Here is a 19,478-nt window from a genome sequence, read left to right as displayed (position 1 = left end):
TCAAAGTGAATGCCTATGAAACTTTTGAATAATTTGCCCTTGCGCCTTATTGCCGTTGTAGTAGCCGCTTTCTCCATGCTGCTGCTTTTTGCCTACTTCGCTACGATTTACTATCAAGGCATCAAGACGAAACATGTCAATACCGTAGCTATGGCGGTAGAAGCTGGGCGCTTGGCAGATGAAATAGCTGAAATGGTAGAGCTATGGGCTACTACCTCCGACTCCTCGGTAGTGCTTTCGAATTCTGCCGATAAACTTGAGCAACTGCGTGCGCGCTATGCTACTTATCTGGAGGTGTTGCAGAGCGGCGGAAAACGTACCATTGGCAAGCGGCAAAAGGTCGAAATTGTGCGGGTGAAAGAAGCCGAGGGGCTTCTGCGGGAGCTGCAAAAAGACTGGAAAGAATTGTCGCCTTCCATTGAGTGGCTGGTGCGTTATTTAAGTGGCATACCCGATGCCACACAGGCAAGCTACGATAAAGCGTGGGTGAGCATTCAAAGCTCGGAATTTGCCCGCAAAAATGACAAACTCAGAGATGTTTACTTAGATTGGGCGCAGAAACAAGAGTATACCCAATACCTTTGGTTCTACACACTATTGACACTAACCATCTTGCTCTTCTTTGTGCTGTTTGTAGTAGTGCGCTACTTGTTGTTCCAGCCTATTCGTCAGATTGCAAGGGTAACAGCACAGCTGGCAAACGGCGAGCTGGGCGTGAAAGTAACACACTACAACAACAATGAAATAGGGGCAGTGGCACGCAACCTCAACCGCATTTCTGAAACACTCTTCTACGCTTCAGAGTTTGCCAAGGAAATAGGTCAAGGCAACTTAGATGCAAAATATAAGGGAAACCAAGAGGTATTGAATAATACAGAAAACAACTTGATTGCCATCTTGGAGCAGATGCGCCAACAGCTGAAAGAGGTAGCACGCCGTGACCAGGAAGAGCGCTGGATAGAAGCTGGGGTAGCTCACTTTGCAAGTGTTTTGCGGGGGGCTTCCAACTTGCCACTTGACGAACTGGCATATCTTATCATTTCCAACTTGGTGCAATATATGGAGTTGCAACAGGGCGCCATTTATTTTGTTCAAGAGCAGATTGCCAAAACTTCCTTGAAGTTACTGGCTGCCTATGCCCTCAATAAACGGCGCTACATAGACAAAGAATTCTTACCTGGGGAAGGACTGGTAGGGCAGGTCTATCGCGACAAAAGTACGGCGTATCTGGAAGATGTACCGCCCACCTTCGATAAAATTAGCTCTGCCTTGGGGGCAGCCAAGCCGCGCAGTGCTTTGGTGGCACCCTTGAAACTCAATGAAAATGTATATGCCGTAGTAGAGCTCATGAGCCTGCACCCTATACCCAAATACAAAAGAGATTTTTTGGAGAGGGTGTCCGAAAACCTTGCCTCCGTGATTCTTACAGCAAAGAACAACGAACGCCTCAGAAAAATACAGCAAGAAGCCGAAGAGGTCGAAAAGCGTATCAAGCGCCGGGGTATATAACTTGTTCCATTCCAAAACAACCAGACGATGCCGTGAAACTATAGCCATGTTTTCACGGCTTTTTTTATTGGCATGAAGATTTTTATTTGCGAAAATTCGCTTTTTGAAAAAAATACACTTTTTTATTAGTTTCGCTACTGTGTTTTCTGAAAACCTGTCTTTCTGTCTTTGATTTCCTACTTTTAAAATGAAAAAACCATGGTAACACCTTTGCCTCCGCGCCCCATCAAAAAACTGATGGTAGCCAACCGTGGCGAAATAGCCATTCGTATCCTGCGGGCTGCTTCTGAACTACACATCCGTACAGTAGCTGTCTACACCTATGAAGACCGTTATTCTTTGCACCGCTTCAAAGCCGACGAAGCCTATCAAATTGGCGATGAAGATGAGCCGCTTAAGCCTTATCTCGACATCGAAGAAATCATACAACTGGCAAAGAGCAAGCAGGTCGATGCCATCCATCCGGGTTATGGCTTCCTCTCTGAAAATGTGGCATTTGCCCGGCGTTGCGAAGAAGAAGGTATTATATTCGTAGGTCCGCGTTCCGAAGTCATGGCAGCACTGGGCGACAAGGTGTCTGCCAAAAAAATAGCCCGGCAGGCAGGTGTTCCCGTAATTGAAGACAACAGTCGCCCTATCACCGATGAACAAATAGCACTCGAAGAAGCGCAGCGCATAGGCTACCCTATTATGTTGAAAGCGGCTGCCGGTGGTGGCGGGCGTGGCATGCGGGTGGTGCGCAATGCGCAGGAGCTGCTTAAGGCTTTCGAAGAAGCCAAACGCGAAGCGGGGCGCGCCTTTGGCAATGACACTATCTTTATGGAACGCTACATCGATAACCCCAAGCACATAGAAGTGCAAATCATGGGCGATAATTATGGCAACATCGTGCATCTTTACGAGCGCGACTGTTCGGTGCAGCGCCGTTTTCAGAAGGTGGTGGAAGTAGCCCCTGCCAAAACACTCTCACACGAAACCAAACAAAAGCTCTATGACTACGCTTTGCGTATTGCCCGCCATGTAAACTACAACAACGTGGGGACGGTGGAATTCCTCGTTGACCCCGCCGAAAATATTTTCTTCATAGAAGTGAACCCACGTATTCAAGTAGAACACACCATCACCGAGGAAATCACCGGCATCGACCTCGTGCGTTCACAAATAGAAATTGCCCGGGGCTATAAACTCAGCGACCCGCCTATTTGGATTCACAGCCAAGACGACATTCAAGTAAACGGTTTTGCTATTCAATGCCGTATTACCACCGAAGACCCTCTCAATGACTTTAAACCCGACTTTGGCACCGTCGTTGCCTACCGCAATGCCGCTGGCTTCGGCATCCGTCTCGATGAAGGTAGCTCTTATCCAGGGGTGCGTGTGTCGCCCTTTTTTGATTCCATGCTGGTGAAAGTATCGGCATCGGGGCGTACCCTCAAAGGAGCAGCACAGCGCCTACATCGCGCCCTGCGCGAGTTCCGTATTCGCGGTGTGAAAACCAATATTGGCTTCTTGCTCAATGTGATTTCACACCCCGTCTTTCAACGCGGCGAGGCTACCGTCAACTTCATACAGCAACACCCCGAACTGTTCGACATAGAGAAGCGCTTGGATCGCGGAACCCGAACCCTGCAATACTTGGCATACGTGACGGTCAATGGGCATCCCGACCTCAAAAACAAAAAGTTGGAAGAACGGACTTTCAAACACCCCAAGCTGCCCACCAAAGACCGCTATACCGACACCCCGCCCGGTACCAAGCAAATGCTTGAAGAGATGGGGCGGGAGCGTTTTGTGGAGTGGCTCAAGCAAGAAAAGAAAATACAATTCACCGATACTACCCTACGCGATGCGCATCAATCTTTGTTGGCTACTCGCCTGCGTACCATTGACATGGTGGAAGCTGCCGCTTGCTTTGCCCATCACCACGCACAAACCTTCTCTATGGAGGTATGGGGAGGTGCCACCTTCGACGTGGCATTGCGCTTCTTGAAAGAGTGCCCTTGGCAGCGCCTGCGCATGATACGCCAAGCCGTGCCCAATATATTGCTACAAATGTTGTTGCGGGGGTCCAACGCTGTAGGATACAAGGCTTATCCTGACAACCTCATAGAAAAATTTATAGAAAAAGCCGCAGAAGAAGGCATTGACGTATTCCGCATTTTTGATTCACTCAACTACCTCGAGAATCTAAAAGTAAGCATCCAAGCGGTGCGTAAATACACCAACAGCTTGGCAGAAGTAGCCATTTGCTATACGGGTGATTTGCAAGACCCTAAACGTAGCCAAAAATACAACCTGCAATATTATATTGACTTAGCACGACGCATCGAAGAGGCTGGGGCTCATATTTTGGCAATCAAAGACATGGCTGGTTTGTTGAAGCCCTATGCCGCTGAAATGCTCATCTCGGCTCTGAAAGAACACATAAGCCTACCCATTCACCTGCATACTCACGATACGGCTTCGGTGCAGTCGGCTACTTACCTGAAAGCCATAGATGCCGGCGTAGATGTCATAGATGTGGCTATTGCTGCCCTGTCGGGGCTTACCTCACAGCCCAATTTCAACGCTGTGGTGGCTATGTTGAAAGGGCACGAGCGCGAAAACCCTTATGACCTTCATCACCTAAACAAGCTCTCGGACTACTGGGAAGCCGTGCGCGCCTATTATTACCCCTTCGAAGCGGGCTTGCAGGCAGGTACCGCCACCGTTTATGAGCACGAAATGCCCGGTGGGCAATACTCCAACCTGAAGGCACAAGCCGAATCGATGGGCTTGGAAGACAGCTTTGAGACCATTAAAGAAAATTACCGCCTTGCCAATGAGCTCTTTGGCGATATAGTAAAAGTAACCCCCAGTTCTAAGGTAGTAGGCGACATGGCTATTTTTATGACTTCCAACGGGCTTACCCCGCAAGATGTGATGGAGAAGGGGGCTACTTTGGCATTCCCCGAGTCGGTAAAACAATTTTTCCGTGGCGAGTTGGGGCAGCCCTACGGCGGCTTTCCGCAAAAGCTCCAGAAGCTGGTGCTCAAAGGGGAGCGCCCCCATGAAAAGCGCCCCAACGAATACTTGCCTCCCCTCGACTTCGAGGCTGAGTTTGAGGCTTTTCAACAAAAATTTGGCGAGGAGTACTCTTTCTTAGATTTCCTGTCCTATTGTCTTTACCCGGCGGTGTTTGAGCAATATCACGAGCACCGTAGCCGCTATGGCGATGTGTGGTACATACCTACACCGGCTTTCTACTATGGCTTGAAAGACGGCGAGGAAATCCTTGTGAACATAGACGAGGGCAAAACCATTCTCATCAAAAAAGTAGGGGTTTCTTCTACGGTCGATGAAGAAGGCTACCGCATGGTTTCTTTTGAGCTGAATGGTCAATTGCGCCGTGTGCGTGTGCGTGATGAAGCTGTGGGGCAGGTGAAGCAGGCGCATGCCAAAGCTACCGCCCCCAATCACATAGGTGCCCCCTTGCAGGGCAAAATTTCGGAAATCAAAGTAAAAGAAGGCGAGAAAGTAGAGGTAAACCAACCCCTCTTTGTCATTGAAGCTATGAAGATGGAGTCCGTAGTGACGGCGCCACGCTCGGGAACAGTAGGCAAAATACACCTTACAGCAGCTACTCTTGTGGAGCAAAATGACTTGATATTGGAACTTAACGATTGATGCGAAAACGAGCACACCCAGCAAACGGAAGGCTGAAAACTCAGTCTTCCGTTACCGTTTATTGAGGAGTAGGAGCATTGCCCATTTGCCCAAAATTCGTATTATACCAAAAACGAAGAGAACTGATTTTTCCTTTACCTTTGCAGAAAACGAAGCATAACAAGATGACAATGACAAACAAAAAGCCGAACGCTTATACCGAAGACAATATCCGTACGCTCGAACCACGTGAGCACATACGCTTGCGTCCCGGTATGTATATTGGCAAACTGGGCGACGGCTCTTCGCAAGAAGATGGTATTTATGTGTTGTTGAAAGAAGTCATAGACAACGCCATAGACGAACACATGCAAGGATATGGCAACTGCATAGAAGTAACCATAGAAGATAAGCGGGTGAGCGTGCGTGATTATGGGCGTGGTATCCCTTTGGGCAAGGTGATAGACTGTGTGTCAAAGATAAATACAGGCGCAAAATACGATTCCGAAGCATTTCAAAAATCCATAGGCTTGAACGGCGTGGGTACCAAAGCCGTGAATGCCCTCTCTTCTTACTTTATGGTGCAGTCTATCCGAGAAGGCAAAACCAAAATTGCCGAGTTTGAGCGGGGCGTGTTGGTCAAAGACCATCCCTTAAAGCCTTGCACTGAACCCGACGGTACTTTGGTTGTCTTTGAGCCCGACGACACCATTTTCAAGCACTTTAAATTCATTCCACAGTTTGTTGAAAACCTGTTGTGGAATTATGCTTTCCTGAACGCAGGCTTGACGCTGACGTTTAACGGTAAAAAATTCGTATCTCAAGACGGCTTGCTGGACCTGCTACGTCGCAAAGTGAATGAAGAGGAAATACGCTATCCTATCATTCACTTGAAAGGCAAAGACATAGAAATAGCGATGACTCATGGCTCGCAATATGGCGAAGATTATTACTCTTTCGTAAACGGGCAGTACACTTCGCAGGGAGGTACCCATCAACAGGCATTCCGCGAAGCTATAGTAAAGACCGTGCGCGAGTTTTATAAAAAAGACTTCGACACTACCGACATACGAGCTTCTATTGTGGCAGCTATCAGCATACGCGTGCAAGAGCCTATATTCGAGTCGCAAACCAAAACCAAACTGGGGTCTACCAACCTCTCGCCCGACCCGAAAAGTCCAACCATCCGGGCATTTGTGAATGACTTTGTAAAAAAGGAGCTCGACAACTACCTACACCAGCACCCCGAAACCGCCGAGGCACTGCTTAAGCGCATTCAGCAGTCGGAAAAAGAAAGGAATGAGATTGCAGGCATCCGCAAACTGGCAAAAGAAAGAGTGAAAAAAGCCAGCCTACACAACAGCAAACTGCGCGATTGCCGCATTCACTTCAACGACAGCAACAAAGAAGAACGCTTCGAAACCACCATCTTTATTACAGAGGGAGACTCTGCCAGCGGTTCCATGACCAAAGCGCGCGATGTGCGCACGCAAGCCGTATTTTCATTGCGTGGCAAGCCGCTCAACTGCTGGAATGCCAGCAAAAAGGTAGTCTATGAAAACGAAGAGCTGAACTTGCTGCATCATGCTTTGGGATTGGATGAAGGGCTTGAAGGCTTGCGTTACAATCGTGTGGTGATTGCCACCGATGCCGATACCGACGGCATGCACATCCGTCTGTTGCTGCTTACCTTCTTCTTGCGCTTTTATCCCGACTTGGTGCGTCATGGGCATGTGTATATTTTGGAGACCCCGCTCTTCCGCGTGCGCAACAAAAAGCAAACCATCTATTGTTATTCCGAGCAAGAGAAAGTGCAGGCGGTAGAGAAGCTGGGCAAAGGAGTTGAAATCACGCGATTCAAAGGGTTAGGCGAAATATCACCCGAGGAATTCAAGCAGTTCATAGGTGAAGACATGCGCCTCGAGCCTGTCATCCTGCAAGAGCACACCAACATAGAAAAACTGCTTTCTTATTATATGGGTAGCAATACCTCTGAGCGTCAGAATTTTATTATCAACAACTTGCGCATAGAAACAGACACCCTCGACCCACGCTTGGCAGAGCGTGTGGCGCTGGAAGCCTAAAAATGCAGATGCCTTCGGGCATCTTTTTTTGCTTTCAAGCCTTCTGTTTTTGTATATTTGAAACGTTCAAACAATTGTTTTTTTAATCAACAAACGTCTATACAACATGAACATTCACGAATATCAGGCGAAAGACATATTGAAGCGTTATGGAGTGCGCATTCAAGAAGGCATCGTAGCCGACACCCCTGCCAAAGCCGTAGAGGCTGCCCGTCAGTTGCAAGAAGAAACTGGCACTGGAATCTTTGTTATTAAAGCCCAAATTCATGCCGGTGGACGCGGCAAAGGCGGTGGCGTGAAGCTTGCTAAAAACATCAACGAAGTAGAAGAGGTAGCCGGAAAAATATTGGGCATGCAGTTGGTCACTCCCCAAACTGGTCCCGAAGGCAAGAAAGTGCATAAAGTGCTGGTAGCCCAAGACGTCTATTATCCCGGACCTTCCCAACCCAAAGAATATTATCTTTCTATCTTGTTAGACCGTGCTACCGGTCAAGATGTTATCATCGCCAGCTCCGAAGGAGGGATGGACATCGAAGAGGTAGCCGAAAAGCACCCCGATAAAATCGTAAAAGAATTTATCGATACCCGTGTGGGCTTGCGCGACTTTCAGGCACGCAAAGTAGCTTTTGCGCTCGGCTTGGAAGGCGATGCCCTGAAAGAAATGGTGAAGTTCATCAAGAACCTTTACCGCGCTTATGTGGACATAGAGGCTTCTTTGGTGGAAATTAACCCGGCACTGAAAACCTCTGACAATAAGGTGATTGCCGTAGATGCCAAAGTGAACTTGGAAGACAACGCCCTCTTCCGTCATCCTGATTTGGCTGCCCTGCGCGACATCACCGAAGAAGACCCCGCCGAAGTGGAAGCCGGAGAATATGGCTTGAACTACGTGAAGCTGGATGGCAACGTGGGCTGTATGGTGAATGGTGCCGGCTTGGCTATGGCTACTATGGATATGATTAAGCTGTCGGGAGGCGAACCCGCCAACTTCTTGGATGTAGGAGGGAAAGCCAATGCCCAAACCGTAGAAGCCGGTTTCCGTATCATCCTCAAAGACCCCAACGTGAAAGCTATTCTCATCAATATCTTTGGTGGTATTGTGCGTTGCGACCGCGTCGCCAACGGAGTAGTAGAAGCTTACAAAAACATTGGCGAAATCAACGTGCCCATCATCGTGCGTTTGCAGGGCACCAACGCCGAAGAAGCTGCCAAAATCATCGACGAGTCGGGCTTGAAGGTATATTCTGCCATCACACTGCAAGAAGCTGCCGAAAAAGTGCAAAAAGCAGTAAAAGGCGAATTGGTATAAAAAAGCTTATTTTCCCAGACGGGCAGCCTTCGGGTTGTCCGTTTTTATTTTTTTGTTTTACAGCCTTTTTCCCACGCTCTCGATTTGCTTTTTTGAGGTTTTGCTTCTTTTGGTGGTTTAGGTGTTTTGGCTATTTGTTTTAAACCTATTGCTCTCTTTTTGTCATTTCGAGCGCAAGCAAGAAATCTCTTTTGTGTTTTGTTGTTGCGGGATTGAAATTCTTCATCACTACACCTACGTTTCGTTCGAAATGACAAGGCGGAGCTTCTTGGAGTTGAAAGCAGTCGGCTGCGCTTGTGTTTTGTTAGAAATACAAAGGCTTTTAATTACACCAATTCGCGGATTATCCACACACCGGCAACCACGGAAGCAATCCCCCCAACAACACTTATGGAAATATAAAGCAAGCTTTGAGCTGTGCCCTGTGTTTCGAGCAGTTCCACATTTTCGAAAGCAAAGGAAGAAAAGGTGGTGAAGCCACCACAAAAGCCCGTTGCCAACAGAAGCACGTATTTTTTAGGGAACTGAGGCATTTCGTTCAGCAAGCCATAAATTACGCCAATCAACAGGCAGCCGAGTAAATTCACGGTAAGGGTCGCCATGGGCAGACGGTCCCACTGCCACTCTTTGAAAAGTAAAGCCGTGCCATAACGCAACATGCTGCCTACGGCACCTCCCAGTGCTACCCACAAAAAGGACTTCAGCATTGTCTTATTTTTTTGAGTATGGATGTGGGGCAAAAATACGAATAGATGGCAAGCAAAAAAAGCTTTTGAATAGCTCGTTCACTTGTAGATACATACAAAACAAGCAGGCAGTGGCAAACAAGTATTGCTGGCACTGCTAAGATAGCCGCCTTTGCACATGCAGCGCAGAGGCAGTAGCAGCATAATTAAGCTATGGTAGCTTAGTCATCCAACTTAATCTTTGATGTTTTCTTTTCCGGTACAGCTTCTTCTTTGGGGCGTCCCACAAAGCTTGCCATTGACTCATAAATGCCCAAGCCTTTGCCTATAATCCAGTCAAAGACACGAGTAGGCATCAAGCCGCGTAAGATGGGAATCAGGTGCACCGACCAAGGCGCCGTAACCAGTATTTCGTCTTCCTTGACTGCATCGATGATTTTGTCCACAATTTCTTCTGGTTCCAACAAGGGAGCCAACAAAGGCGGCTTTACCCCTTCAAACATACCGGTTTTGATGTAGCTGGGCGTTACGGTTGTTACTTTCACCCCCGTCTTTTCTTCTTCCATCTCTATGCGCAGCGACTCGGACCATCCCAATACTGCCCATTTACTGCCCACATATACCGACATTCTGGGGTTTGCCAGCAGACCGGCAGCAGAAGCAATGTTGACAATATGACCGCTTTTTTCTCGCAACATATCGGGTAGGAAGGCTCGTGCTACATGCATTACTCCCAATACATTCACCTCAATAGTTTTGCTGATTTCTTCGTGGGTGTGTTCATGGAAGAATTTACCCACCACTATGCCGGCATTGTTGAATAGAATGTCGATTTTGCCTACTTCCGACAGAGTAAGCGACGCTGCCGTTTTGATTTCTTCTATTTTCGATACATCTACGATGTAGGTGCTCACTTGATAGCCTTTCTGTTCAAAGTCTTTTTTGGTTTCAGCCAGACGCTGCTCATTGATATCCCAGATGACTAAGTGGGCAGCTCCTTCTTTCAAGCAGCGCTCACCCAGCAAGCGCCCGATGCCATTGGCGCCGCCGGTTACCAACACTTTTTTACCTCTGATTTTGGTCATGACGGTTAATGATTTGATTGCATAACAATTTACAAAAAATATATCACAATTTATTTGTTGTGCGTCTGTCTGTATAGAAAGTGTCGCTTTTGTGCACTTTGCATGCATTCTTATGTAAGACCTTGCACCAATAATAGTGGACTTGCCCGTTGCCCTTCAACGAGTCGCCGGAGGTTGCGTAGTGCTGTATATGTGAAACTACTAATCGGATACAGTGATGAACACAACTGCATTTTTGACTCGGCAAGCCAATAAACACCGTTGGGCAGGACAAATAGGACCTTTTGCTGTGTGGGAAGTGTGCTATGAAGAACTTCCGCATTTTACACGCTTTGTTTTTGACGTGTATGCACGCACCTACTCCCGTCTTCATGGCTGGCAGCCTGCCGAAGAAGACTATTACAGGCTACTCGAAGAGGATGAACTTTTCTATCCTTTCTCTCACTACTGGCTTTTTAAAATAGGCAAGCGCACAGTAGGAAGTGTAAAACTTACCCTCTGGAACCCCTCTCTGGAACTGCCTCTGCAGAAATACTTTGGCATAGACCCTGCTACTTTAAGCAAGCGCCCCATTTGGCACTGCGGGCGATTGGCTACCTCTTGGCACGACGACATTCCCTTGCCCAAACAAAGCGTATTGCCCGCTCTTTGTTTCTGGGCAGTGGGTTTTGTAGCAGCCCATGAGGGGGTATTGGTGGCAGAAGTGGATGCCGCTGTATTGCGCTTGCTCAAAAAACTCGGTTTGAATATCAAAGAGTTGGGCGAAGCTAAATACATAGTTGGTTCTGTCACGGTGCCCATGATGATAGAGCACCATGATTTAGAAAACTGGGTGAATGCTCAATCGGAACACTATGCGATACGATAGAAACTACCTCTATATAACACCGGAAGAGCAGAAACGCCTGGCAGAATGCCACGTCCTCTTGGCAGGTTGTGGCATTGGCAGCAACATAGCAGAATGTGCTTTGCGTTTGGGCTTTGAGCGTCTGCGGCTTGTCGATGGCGATAGTGTCTCTATAAGCAACCTGAACCGCCAGAATTATACACAACAAGATGTAGGGAAATTAAAAGCCGAAAGCCTTGCCAAGCGTCTGCAGGCTATTCATCCGCAGGCTGCTGTGGAGGCAGTGCCTGCTTTTATGGATATTCGCAATATAGAAGATTGCCTGTATGGAATAGATGTGGCTGTAAACGCCTTGGATTTCACTTCTGACCTTCCTTTTTTGTTTGACCGTGTTTGCGCCCATCGCCAAATACCGGTCATACATCCCTACAACTTGGGGTGGGCAGCCTTGGCGTTAGTGGTGCCGCCCAAAGGACCTTTCTTAGACGACATTGTGGGGAGCCAACCGGAAAAGGCAGAAGTGCGCTTTGTGCAACACTTGTTAGAAGAGCTTCTTCCACAGGCACAGACTGCTTGGTTGCGTGAGGTGGCTGCCCGCTATGCTACCATGCCAGAAGCGCCCTCACCGCCGCAACTTGCCGTAGGCAGTTGGGCAGTGGCGGCACTCACTACCCGCCTGCTTTTTCTCTTGGCTACCTCGCCTGCACAAGTGCAGCCCTATCCGAGAGTGTATTGGCTTTCTACTGTGTGATAGACCGATATAGACTTCACAAACCGGCTGTCAAAAGCAGTCGGTTTGTCTTTTATCGAGTAAAGTGAGTCGTTGGTCGAGTTTGTTGCTGCTTTTGCTTGGATGTGTTGCTGCTTTTTATGCTTTTATCGTGTGTTCTGCTGCTTTTGTCGTGTAAAAATCTACTTTTGTCGTTTTGAAATTACATTTTTTAGTAAAAGATAAACTTGCTTGAAGAGAAAAGAAAAAACACTGGCTCCGCTTTTTCTCTTACAGCAGGGAAGCACAAAGCCAGTGGAGAGCTACTTTAAGTTATCTATAAATTCTGAGGGTGATTCCTTGAAAGGAAACTTTCAGCAACCTAATACTTGAAATGAAGAGGAGGAAAGAATGAAAAGGCACAATTTTTAGGTTTGCTTCCTCAAAAAAAAAGGGCTTCTGTCAGAAGCCCTTTTTTAGGAGCACTTGGTTTCTTTATACATAATTACTTAGCATAATAGGCATGAGCAGCATCAGGATGTCTTCTTCTTGCGACTGTTCCGCCGGCATAATGATACCTGCGCGATTCGACCCCGACAGAGTAATTTTTACCTCTTCGGTAGCAATGGCACTCAGCATCTCTATCAAATAGCGGGCGTTAAAGCCGATTTCCATGGCTTCGCCCTCATATTGGCAATCGATGGTTTCGCTGGCTTCATTGGAGAAGTCGATGTCTTCTGCCAAAATTTCCAAGCGGCTCCCTCCAAGCTTGAAGCGCACCAAATGTGTGGCTTTGTTGGCGTAAATATCCAAGCGCTTCAAAGAGTTGAGTATTTCCTGACGGTTGACTATCAGTATCTTATCATTGTTTTGAGGAATGGCGTTTTCATATTCGGGGAAGCGCTCTTCTATCAGGCGGCAAACCGTCCGGGTATTGTTGAAGGAGAAGAAGGCATTATGGGGTGTAAAAGTAATGGCTACTTCGGTCTTGTCGTTAGGTAACGCGCCTTTTAGCAGATTCAAAGCTTTCTTGGGTACAATAAAAGCACTTTCTATGGGTGTGTTGATGTCGTTGCGGCGGTAGCGGATGAGGCGGTTGCCATCGGTTGCCACAAAATTCACGTGATTGCCTTTCAGCTCTATGAAAATGCCATTCATGGCAGGGCGCAGCTCGTCGTTGCTTACTGCAAAAATGGTATTGCTGATGGCTTCGGCTAAAACGTCGGCAGGAATAAAAATCTCGGTGCCCGACTGCGGCGTAGGTATGCTGGGAAAATCCAGTGCATTTTCACCTGCCAGCTTGTAGTGTCCGTTAGCAGAATGAATTTCAGTGACGAAACTCTCCAAGTCCACGCTGATAGTTATCGGCTGCTCGGGCAGGCTTTTGAGCGTATCCATCAATATTTTGGCAGGGACTGCCACGCTGCCCTCTTCGTCCACCTCTACAGGCAGGGAGGTCATCATAGTGGTTTGCAGGTCAGAGGCAATGGCAGTAAGCTGTCCGTTTTCAATTTTTAGAAGAAAATTTTCCAAAATAGGCACTATCGGGTTGTTGCTGATAACGCCCGATATGGCAGACAATTTTTTATGAAGTGCTCCGGTTGATATGGTGAATTTCATACTAATGACGGTTTGCGCATAATTTAATGGAACCTATTCAGTGCAGCAAAGATAAGATATTAAAAGATTGAAAACAAAAGCTTCTTGGGAAGGCAAACCAAAAATAGAGGGGCTTTTATACTTTCCAGATGCTTATTGCGAGCCTAAGCGAGAAATCTCCTCTACCTTATGTTGCTTGACGGGATTGATGTCTCTCACTCGCTTGGCTCGTTCGAGATGACAGACGGCGAGAGGTGAGAAACGACAGCGCTATCATGGAATGTGATTTTGACACCCCCTCTATTCTATGGAGTACTCGCAAGCTTTGCTGAGTGAGTGGCGTTTTGCTTGTTTTTTACTTATGGCTTTTTTTACTTTAGCATTGTCTTTTACAAAAATTGTTTCATGAGCGTACCAGAGATACGAACCATTCACTCTAAAGAAGAACTGCAAACAGCCTTTGCCATTCGCTACCGGGTCTTTGTGGAGGAGCAGGGGGTGCCTGCCTCCGAAGAACTGGATGAACACGAAGACAAAAGCCGCCACTTCTTGGTCTTGGAAGAGGGAGTACCGGTAGCTACTGCCCGTTGGCGTTTGACCAGCGAAGGCGTGAAGCTCGAACGCTTTGCTGTATTGCCTGAACACAGGAACCGCGGTATAGGAGCACAGTTGTTGCAGGCTGTTTTGGATGATGTGCGCCGGCAACATCCCGACAAAAAGATTTACTTGCACGCACAGCTGCCAGCGCGCCGCCTTTACGAGCGCGCCGGCTTCGTGCCCGAAGGCGATATTTTTGATGAGTGCGGTATTCTGCATATTAAAATGCATTGGAAAGGCGAGTAAGCAAAACGTGGGTAAGGAATCAAACCCAAGGCTTCCACTAAGCCATAGGCACTTGTGGAAGCTTTTTTATTTTTTCTTCTGGAAAGCGACGAACTGAAACTTGCTGATAGATAGTTTTTATAGTTTTTGCTTATTGAAGAATAAATAAAATCGATTTGAATTATTTTTTCTCTTTTTTTTGCTTTGTACTTAGTAAAAATTATTACTTAGAAAAAATAGTTTTTAAATTTAACCTACTAAAACGGAGCAAATCTATGGAGACAAAACAAAACGGAGTAAGCAAATGCCCCTTCCACAACGGACAGATGAAATATGCCGGGGGAAAGGGGGTACAGAACATCGATTGGTGGCCCGAGATGCTGCGGCTCAACATCCTGCGCCAACATTCGGAGCTGGTCAACCCCATGGGCAAAGACTTCAACTATGCCGAAGAGTTCAAAACACTTGATTTGGAAGCTGTAAAAAAAGACCTCATGGACTTGATGACCCAGTCGCAGGATTGGTGGCCTGCAGACTATGGGCATTATGGTCCGCTCTTCATCCGCTTGGCATGGCACGCTGCCGGCACCTATCGTATTGCCGACGGGCGAGGTGGAGCCAGCCGTGGTTCCATTCGCTTTGCACCACTCAACAGCTGGCCCGACAACATGAACCTTGACAAAGCCCGCTACCTTTTGTGGCCCATCAAAAAGAAATATGGGCGTAAGATTTCTTGGGCAGACCTTATCATCTTGGCAGGAAACTGTGCCTTGGAGTCCATGGGCTTCAAGACCTTGGGCTTTGCCGGTGGACGTGAAGACATCTGGCAGTCAGAAGAAGACATTTACTGGGGCAGCGAACATGAGTGGCTTGGACATGAAGCCCGTCAAAAAGAAGAAGGAGGGGAATTAGAAAATCCCTTGGCAGCTACACACATGGGGCTGATTTATGTGAACCCAGAAGGTCCGAAAGGAAAACCCGACCCTCTGTTGGCAGCACGCGACATACGCACTACTTTTAGCCGCATGGCTATGAACGACGAAGAAACCGTTGCGCTTATTGCCGGCGGGCATACCTTTGGCAAGATGCATGGTGCCGTAGAGCAAAAATATGTAGGACCGGAGCCAGCAGCCGCACCCATAGAACAGATGGGCTTGGGTTGGAAAAACAGCTATGGCAAAGGGCATTCGGAACACACCTTTACCAGCGGCTTGGAAGGAGCTTGGACGACCAATCCCATCCGTTGGACACACGACTACTTCAAGCACCTTTTCGAGTATGAGTGGGAATTGACCAAAAGCCCTGCCGGAGCTTGGCAATGGAAACCCAAAAATGGCGCAGGTGAGGGCACTGTTCCCGATGCCCATGACCCCAACAAACGCCATGCACCCGTAATGCTCACCACCGACTTAGCCTTGCGCGTCGACCCAGTGTATGAGAAAATTTCTCGCCACTTCTATGAAAATCCCGATGATTTTGCCGATGCTTTTGCTCGGGCTTGGTTTAAGCTCACCCACCGCGACATGGGACCGCGCAGCCGCTATTTGGGTCCCGACGTGCCCAAAGAGGTATTCTTGTGGGAGGACCCTGTACCGCCCGTAACTCATAAGCTTATCGAAGAGCAGGAAATCGAAGCTTTGAAAAAGCAAATATTGGCATCGGGCTTGAGCATCTCTGATTTGGTAACTACCGCTTGGGCGTCGGCGGCTTCTTTCCGTGGTTCCGACCGGCGAGGAGGTGCCAACGGTGCCCGCATACGTCTCGAGCCGCAACGCAGCTGGCGTGTCAACAATCCGCCACGCCTCAACAAAGTGCTGTCGGTGCTCGAAAGCATTCAAAAGCAGTTCAATGAAGCACAAAAAGACGGTAAGCAGGTGTCTTTGGCTGATTTGATTGTGCTGGGCGGTTGTGCTGCCGTGGAAGAAGCGGCACGCAAAGCCGGCTTTGAAGTGAAGGTGCCCTTCACACCGGGGCGTACCGACGCTACCCAAGAACAAACAGACGTGGACTCTTTTGCTGTGCTGGAGCCCGTAGCCGATGCTTTCCGCAATTACATTTGCGACGATGCCTTGGCGCGTCCCGAAGACCTGATGGTGGACAAAGCCCAGCTGTTGAATCTCACCGCACCTGAAATGACGGTGCTCATCGGAGGGATGCGTGCCCTGAATGCCAACTATGACGGTTCGAAGCATGGGGTCTTGACCGACCGCCCCGAAACACTGACCAACGACTTCTTCGTGAACCTCTTGGATATGGGCAACGAATGGCGTGCCATTGACGACAAGCAGTATTTGTTTGAAGGGCGCGACCGCAAAACAGGTATCCCCAAGTGGACTGCCACCCGCGTAGACCTCATCTTTGGTGCACATGCCGAACTGCGTGCCTTGGCAGAAGTGTATGCCTGCGACGATGCCGCAGAGAAGTTCGTGCATGACTTCATCAAAGCATGGGATAAGGTCATGAACCTCGACCGCTTCGACTTGCACCGCTAATTAAATATCCCATCTCATCCGGAGACGACAAGCGAACGACCACCTCTACGGTGGTCGTTTTGCTTTAAAGCCAAAGCCGCTGCCCTTTCTATGCGAATTTACAAGCACAAGCGCTCACACATCTTGTCATTTCGAACTTTTAGGTAGTGAAGTGATAAATCTCATCACAACAAGCCACAACAGCTAAAAGAGCACGCTCGCTTGGACTCGAAACGACAATCTAAAACCGACAAGTGCTACAGAAGTGAGGCAGGTGATGGTTGAAAAGGGCTGTTTTTTTAAAAGTAAAATCCACAGAGGAGCTGTGCCCCTGTGGATGAAAAGTATATCTTTCTGAGAAAAAGCGACCTATGCCTCAGGATTGGCTTTCTTGTAGTCGGCGAGAAATTTCTCTAAGCCAATATCGGTCAGCGGATGATTGAACAGCGCTTTGATGGCACTGAGCGGGCAGGTAACCACGTCGGCACCAATCAAGGCACTCTGGATGATGTGCATGGGATGGCGTACAGACGCCGCCAATACTTGTGTATCAAAACCGTAGTTGTTGTAGATGGTAACGATTTGCTCGATGAGTGCCATGCCATCAGTAGAGATGTCATCTAAGCGACCGATGAAGGGGGAGACGTAGGTAGCACCGGCTTTGGCTGCCAAGATAGCTTGCCCTGCCGAAAAGACTAAGGTGCAATTGGTGCGGATGCCCTTTTCGTAAAAGTACTTGATGGCTTTCACGCCGTCGGGAATCATAGGCACCTTTACCACGATGTTAGGATGCAGCTCGGCAAGTTCCTCTCCCTCTTTAATAATGCCCTTGAAATCGGTAGCGACCACTTCGGCGCTTACGTCGCCATCTACCAACTCGCAGATTTTTACGTAGTGGTCGAGGATGTTCTTCTTGCCAGAGACGCCTACTTTAGCCATCAGGGAAGGGTTGGTGGTTACGCCATCCAAGATGCCAAACTCGGCTGCTTCGCGTATTTCGTCTAAATTGGCGGTGTCGATAAAGAATTTCATAAGACCGGATGGATTGGTTTTGCCTCGCAAAGATATTAAAAATGTGTGGCTTCTGTTTATGGCTGGGAAAATGAAGGCGCCAGCAAGCTAAGCGCCTCGAAAAAATCTATAATCAAGGAAAAGATGCCTCGATAAGCGGCAAGTGAGAGGGCTTGGGGGCGGTCTTCGGGGTCATGGTAGGCTTGGGAGCCGCCACGTGCATAGATGAAAAAGGCAGGCACGCCCATACGCGAAAAAAAGTAATGGTCGGAGTTGGCTGCCGCCCCGCGTGCTTCTATGCTTGCCACATATTGCTTTTGTAAGTCTATACGACTAAGCAGTTGGTAGGCTTCTTCATATATTTTACCATTGACAACGGTAATACCTTCTTCGCCGGTGCCTACCAAATCCAAGTTAAGCAAAAAGCGGATATCTGACAGTGGAAAAAGAGGGTGCTGTACATAATGCAACGAACCTTTGAGTCCTATTTCTTCTGCACCAAAAGCAATGAAAGCGACCGAGTAGGGCAGTGGGTTGGCTTGGAAGTAACGAGCCAACTCAAGCAGCATGCTCACGCCCGAAGCATTGTCGTTGGCACCCGGAAAGTAAACATCGCCGATGCTTCCCAAGTGGTCGTAATGGGCAGTAACGACCAAAAATTGCTGAGGATGCTCGCTGCCTTCCACATACCCAACCACATTGTAACAAGGGTATTCGTTCAACTGCTGTTGCTTTAGCTTGAAGCCGATACGTTTGCTTGCATGTACTCGGGCAATCAGGGAGTTTTTTAACTGAAAAGTGGGTGCCAATACAGCCCGGGGGGCAAGGCTACCTATGACACGGGGCGCGAAGTCAATCCATGCGCCGGCTTGTTGTAATTTTCGAGCAAGGGAACTGTCTGTTTGCAAATAAGTAAGGCTTTTATCATCGGCTACCACGGCATAGCGCTCGAGGTGCTTCATTTGCAGCAATTGGCGCCGCTTTGACATGTCCAACACAAAAGTGGAGTCCAAAAAAAGCAAGCGTTTGTGCCCTTTGCCACCACGAGATGCCGGATGAGGCAAATAGTCGTAAGCAAGCTGCATCTTCTTCCCATTGAGGCGTAGTACAGCCTTATCAAAGGTATTGACTGTCAGCTTGAACGGTTGAAGATAATCGGGAGCATTTGCAAATGTGCGAAGTCCTATTTTGCGGAATTCATCTGCCAAGTAGAATGCTGCCTTTTGGCTTCCGTTGTGGCGATAGCCGCGCCCATCCATAAAAGGGCTGCACAGCGTGTCGAGTGTTTGGCGCACGCGTGCAAGGTCTTGCGCTTGCACGGCAAGGCACAAGCCCAAGCCCAAAAAAACGACCGTTACTATTCTCATGAAGCAGTTTTCTTTGGGTTGGATTGGCTATTTTCCATTTCTTCAAAATGGATAGGAGGCAGGTCTATGTACCAGTCGGCGTGAGGCGACCAACGATGACACATAGGACATTGTGTATGTCGGTGCACAGTTTTGCAGTTGGGGCATTGCCCGTAGGTTTCGAAGGTATCCCACACATGCCCGCAATGGCATTGCCAATAGGCGCCACCATCGGGTTCCCATTCACATTGCGGGCAGCGCACTTTTTCTTCTTGTGCCATAATTGGTAGAGTTTTAAACATTCCATAAAGCTAAGATAGCAAAAAGTGGGGCATACCCTTTCATTTTTGCCTTT

The 19,478-nt window shown here is 48.2% G+C and carries 14 protein-coding genes; 8 read left to right on the top strand and 6 right to left on the bottom strand.

The genetic code is table 11. The features are described from left to right. Nucleotides 1–15: 15 nt before the first annotated feature. The 4 genes from FHS56_RS03815 (at nt 16) to sucC (ending at nt 8,547) form a co-directional block, all read left to right on the top strand. Nucleotides 16–1,509: a GAF domain-containing protein gene (locus tag FHS56_RS03815; RefSeq protein ID WP_166918538.1), complete on the top strand. Its 1,494-nt coding sequence runs from the start codon at nt 16–18 to the stop codon at nt 1,507–1,509. Nucleotides 1,510–1,707: 198 nt separating this feature from the next. Then, entirely contained in the window at nt 1,708–5,175 is a 3,468-nt protein-coding gene (locus tag FHS56_RS03810) for a pyruvate carboxylase (protein ID WP_166918537.1), read from the top strand. A 170-nt stretch (nt 5,176–5,345) separates the two neighbouring features. Then, entirely contained in the window at nt 5,346–7,238 is a 1,893-nt protein-coding gene (locus FHS56_RS03805) for a DNA topoisomerase IV subunit B (RefSeq protein ID WP_166918863.1), read from the top strand. 106 nt (nt 7,239–7,344) lie between these two features. After that, nucleotides 7,345–8,547, top strand: coding sequence for an ADP-forming succinate--CoA ligase subunit beta (gene sucC / locus FHS56_RS03800; RefSeq protein ID WP_166918536.1), 1,203 nt, complete (start codon nt 7,345–7,347; stop codon nt 8,545–8,547). 326 nt (nt 8,548–8,873) lie between these two features. On the opposite strand, the gene crcB is transcribed toward sucC, so the two are convergent. Both crcB and FHS56_RS03790 read right to left on the bottom strand, forming a co-directional pair. Continuing rightward, nucleotides 8,874–9,254 (bottom strand): fluoride efflux transporter CrcB, encoded by a 381-nt coding sequence (gene crcB, locus FHS56_RS03795; protein ID WP_166918535.1) that lies wholly within the window; start codon nt 9,252–9,254, stop codon nt 8,874–8,876. Between the two features lie 200 nt (nt 9,255–9,454). After that, a complete protein-coding gene (locus FHS56_RS03790) occupies nt 9,455–10,318 on the bottom strand; it encodes an SDR family oxidoreductase (RefSeq protein WP_166918534.1) in 864 nt (287 codons plus the stop codon). A gap of 217 nt (nt 10,319–10,535) precedes the next feature. Here FHS56_RS03790 and FHS56_RS03785 point away from each other — a divergent pair, with 217 nt between their 5' ends. Continuing rightward, nucleotides 10,536–11,186: a hypothetical protein gene (locus FHS56_RS03785; protein WP_166918533.1), complete on the top strand. Its 651-nt coding sequence runs from the start codon at nt 10,536–10,538 to the stop codon at nt 11,184–11,186. Next, on the top strand, nt 11,173–11,916 hold the full coding sequence (locus FHS56_RS03780) for a HesA/MoeB/ThiF family protein (RefSeq protein WP_166918532.1): 744 nt from the start codon (nt 11,173–11,175) through the stop codon (nt 11,914–11,916). Before FHS56_RS03785 ends, FHS56_RS03780 begins: the two co-directional genes overlap by 14 nt. 453 nt (nt 11,917–12,369) lie before the next feature. Here FHS56_RS03780 and dnaN read toward each other — a convergent pair whose 3' ends face one another. After that, nucleotides 12,370–13,494, bottom strand: a complete 1,125-nt coding sequence (gene dnaN / locus FHS56_RS03775) for a DNA polymerase III subunit beta (RefSeq protein ID WP_166918531.1) — start codon at nt 13,492–13,494, stop codon at nt 12,370–12,372. Nucleotides 13,495–13,878: 384 nt separating this feature from the next. Between dnaN and FHS56_RS03770 the strand changes: the two genes are divergently transcribed. Continuing rightward, entirely contained in the window at nt 13,879–14,316 is a 438-nt protein-coding gene (locus FHS56_RS03770) for a GNAT family N-acetyltransferase (RefSeq protein ID WP_166918530.1), read from the top strand. A gap of 254 nt (nt 14,317–14,570) precedes the next feature. Beyond that, nucleotides 14,571–16,787, top strand: a complete 2,217-nt coding sequence (katG, locus tag FHS56_RS03765) for a catalase/peroxidase HPI (protein WP_166918529.1) — start codon at nt 14,571–14,573, stop codon at nt 16,785–16,787. A 348-nt stretch (nt 16,788–17,135) separates the two neighbouring features. Here katG and fsa read toward each other — a convergent pair whose 3' ends face one another. The 3 genes from fsa to FHS56_RS03750 are packed head-to-tail and all read right to left on the bottom strand — an operon-like array spanning nt 17,136 to nt 19,404. Further along, the gene (fsa, locus tag FHS56_RS03760) at nt 17,136–17,798 is read right to left on the bottom strand and encodes a fructose-6-phosphate aldolase (protein ID WP_166918528.1); all 663 of its coding nucleotides are present in this window, start codon (nt 17,796–17,798) and stop codon (nt 17,136–17,138) included. 56 nt (nt 17,799–17,854) lie between these two features. Beyond that, entirely contained in the window at nt 17,855–19,144 is a 1,290-nt protein-coding gene (locus tag FHS56_RS03755; RefSeq protein ID WP_166918527.1) for a M28 family metallopeptidase, read from the bottom strand. Next, entirely contained in the window at nt 19,141–19,404 is a 264-nt protein-coding gene (locus FHS56_RS03750; RefSeq protein ID WP_243844136.1) for a hypothetical protein, read from the bottom strand. Before FHS56_RS03750 ends, FHS56_RS03755 begins: the two co-directional genes overlap by 4 nt. Nucleotides 19,405–19,478 lie beyond the last annotated feature (74 nt).

It is taken from the genome of Thermonema lapsum (genome assembly GCF_011761635.1).
GTDB classification, from domain to species: domain Bacteria; phylum Bacteroidota; class Bacteroidia; order Cytophagales; family Thermonemataceae; genus Thermonema; species Thermonema lapsum.
Note: the sequence above shows the minus strand (reverse complement) of the source record. Positions and strands in the feature narration are given on the sequence as shown.

What these genes read in the sequence shown, in the direction of transcription:
- FHS56_RS03815 (WP_166918538.1), top strand. Translation starts at nt 16, where the DNA reads ATGAAACTTTTGAATAATTTGCCCTTGCGCCTTATTGCCGTTGTAGTA.
- FHS56_RS03810 (WP_166918537.1), top strand. Translation starts at nt 1,708, where the DNA reads ATGGTAACACCTTTGCCTCCGCGCCCCATCAAAAAACTGATGGTAGCC.
- FHS56_RS03805 (WP_166918863.1), top strand. Translation starts at nt 5,346, where the DNA reads ATGACAAACAAAAAGCCGAACGCTTATACCGAAGACAATATCCGTACG.
- sucC (WP_166918536.1), top strand. Translation starts at nt 7,345, where the DNA reads ATGAACATTCACGAATATCAGGCGAAAGACATATTGAAGCGTTATGGA.
- crcB (WP_166918535.1), bottom strand. Translation starts at nt 9,254, where the DNA reads ATGCTGAAGTCCTTTTTGTGGGTAGCACTGGGAGGTGCCGTAGGCAGC.
- FHS56_RS03790 (WP_166918534.1), bottom strand. Translation starts at nt 10,318, where the DNA reads ATGACCAAAATCAGAGGTAAAAAAGTGTTGGTAACCGGCGGCGCCAAT.
- FHS56_RS03785 (WP_166918533.1), top strand. Translation starts at nt 10,536, where the DNA reads ATGAACACAACTGCATTTTTGACTCGGCAAGCCAATAAACACCGTTGG.
- FHS56_RS03780 (WP_166918532.1), top strand. Translation starts at nt 11,173, where the DNA reads ATGCGATACGATAGAAACTACCTCTATATAACACCGGAAGAGCAGAAA.
- dnaN (WP_166918531.1), bottom strand. Translation starts at nt 13,494, where the DNA reads ATGAAATTCACCATATCAACCGGAGCACTTCATAAAAAATTGTCTGCC.
- FHS56_RS03770 (WP_166918530.1), top strand. Translation starts at nt 13,879, where the DNA reads ATGAGCGTACCAGAGATACGAACCATTCACTCTAAAGAAGAACTGCAA.
- katG (WP_166918529.1), top strand. Translation starts at nt 14,571, where the DNA reads ATGGAGACAAAACAAAACGGAGTAAGCAAATGCCCCTTCCACAACGGA.
- fsa (WP_166918528.1), bottom strand. Translation starts at nt 17,798, where the DNA reads ATGAAATTCTTTATCGACACCGCCAATTTAGACGAAATACGCGAAGCA.
- FHS56_RS03755 (WP_166918527.1), bottom strand. Translation starts at nt 19,144, where the DNA reads ATGAGAATAGTAACGGTCGTTTTTTTGGGCTTGGGCTTGTGCCTTGCC.
- FHS56_RS03750 (WP_243844136.1), bottom strand. Translation starts at nt 19,404, where the DNA reads ATGGCACAAGAAGAAAAAGTGCGCTGCCCGCAATGTGAATGGGAACCC.